The 1,984-nt window shown below is 34.4% G+C and carries 2 protein-coding genes; both read left to right on the forward strand.

The window, feature by feature from the left end; all coding sequences use genetic code 11:
• The first annotated feature begins 183 nt into the window (after window positions 1–183).
• Window positions 184–1,011, forward strand: a complete 828-nt coding sequence (gene iolB, locus BKK47_RS12225) for a 5-deoxy-glucuronate isomerase (RefSeq protein WP_077495085.1) — start codon at window positions 184–186, stop codon at window positions 1,009–1,011.
• A 131-nt stretch (window positions 1,012–1,142) separates the two neighbouring features.
• Window positions 1,143–1,984 (forward strand): MurR/RpiR family transcriptional regulator (locus tag BKK47_RS12230; RefSeq protein WP_077495086.1); only part of this gene is annotated, 842 nt, incomplete at its 3' end.

The following is a 1,984-nucleotide window of genomic DNA, read 5'->3' on the forward strand; positions in this document are numbered from 1 at the left end:
CAGTTTTAACAAATATAGCTTATGAAATTAATATATCTTTTTCAATCATTCTTATCTTAAAATGAAATGTTTGTTTTATTTTTGTGATCCATGTCTAATTTTAGAAAAGTCGTCATAGATTAGATAAATAAATGGAGTATCATGGAAACTAACGTTCTATCTCTTACGAATAAAGGAGAAAATATGTCAAATTTACTTTCTAAATCAAGAAAAAACCATCCGGAAAAAAATGGTGAAGTACAAAAAATTACACCGCTAACAGCAGGATGGGAATATGTAGGGTTTGAAATGTACCATTTACAGGCACAACAAACACTTGAATTTGATACACAAAATACGGAGGTTTGTTTTGTCATTGTTGCGGGTAAGGCGACGTTTAAAACAGCAACGGAAACCTTTATTCAGGTAGGTAATCGTAGTACGCCTTTTGAACGTATCCCTCCCTATGCACTTTATGTTCCTCACTCACAATTTGTCACTATTCAGGCGGATAGTTATTTAGAATTAGCCGTTTGTCGTGCACCAAGTCAGGGAAATTTTCCAATAAGATTGATTAAACCTGAGGACGTTGGCGTAGAAAAACGTGGATATGGTAAGAATAAGCGTCTTGTTCATAATATTTTGCCTGAAACGGAAAGCGCCGATGCGTTGCTGGTTGTCGAAGTCTTTACTGATGAAGGAAATACGAGTTCTTTTCCAAGTCATAAGCATGATGATAAAAATTCACTCACAGAAACTTATTTGGAGGAAACCTATTATCACCGTTTCTCTCCTTCGCAAGGGTTTGCGCTACAGCGTGTTTACACGGATGATCGTACCTTAGATGAATGTATGGCTGTCTATGATGGTGATGTGGTTCAAGTTCCTCGTGGTTATCATCCTGTTGCAACTATTGCGGGATATGATAATTATTATTTAAATGTAATGGCGGGACCAGTAAGAAAATGGAAATTTACTTGGGAGAAAGATCATAGATGGATTAATACGGAAGAATATGAGAAGAAATCTTGATTCAGTCCGGAATCAATAAAATATCATCTAAAAGTGCGGTCATTTTTTAAGAAAATGGCCGTTTTTCTTGAAATATTTATTTATCCGGATAGGATAATTAAAAATATTTGAACAATTAGGGTACAGCATATATGAAAGAGAAATCTCAATTGACCATGTTGAAAATTGAAATTCAAACACGTTATGATGGTTTAAGTAAAAGATTAAAACAAGTTGCTCAATATATTCTTGATAACAGTGACAGTGTGGTCTTTGATACGGTTGCTACAATAGCGGAAAAAGCAAATGTTCCACCTTCTACATTGATTCGGTTTGCTGCGGAGTTCGGTTTTTCAGGATTCAATGAAATGAAGCAGATTTTTCGTGAAAACTTAATGGAAAAAACAACAAATTATACGGAACGTTTACAATTATCACATAAAATTAATCAAGTTGAAGGAAGTGAATCTCCGGAAAATATTTTAGCCATATTTGCACATGCTAATAGTCAGGCATTACAACAATTAGCGAATAGCACTGAAAACGAGCAAATTTATGCAGCGGTTAAAATACTAAAAGAAGCAAATAATATTTTTATTGTGGGATTAAAACGTTCTTTTAGTGTTGCCTGCTACTTAAATTATGCACTCCATCATTTGGATTGTCGTTCTTTCTTAATTAACGGATTAGGTGGAATGTTTGATGAACAACTTAATCAAGTAAAAGCAGGCGATGTGGTGGTTTCTATTAGTTTTTCACCTTATGCGAATGAAACCCTTAATATTACCCAGACTACGGCTAAAAAAGGAATTAAACAAATTGCTATTACGGATAGCCAAATTAGTCCATTACTCGCTTTTAGTGATGTTTCTTTTGTTGTAAAAGAAGCTCAAGTACTGGGATTTCGCTCTCAATGTGTCACAATGAGTCTTGTTCAAACCCTTGCTATTACGCTCGGTTTGGAAAAAGAAAAGGATAAAGATAAAGATAAAGA

Source organism: Rodentibacter mrazii, assembly GCF_001998825.1.
Taxonomy (GTDB): domain Bacteria; phylum Pseudomonadota; class Gammaproteobacteria; order Enterobacterales; family Pasteurellaceae; genus Rodentibacter; species Rodentibacter mrazii.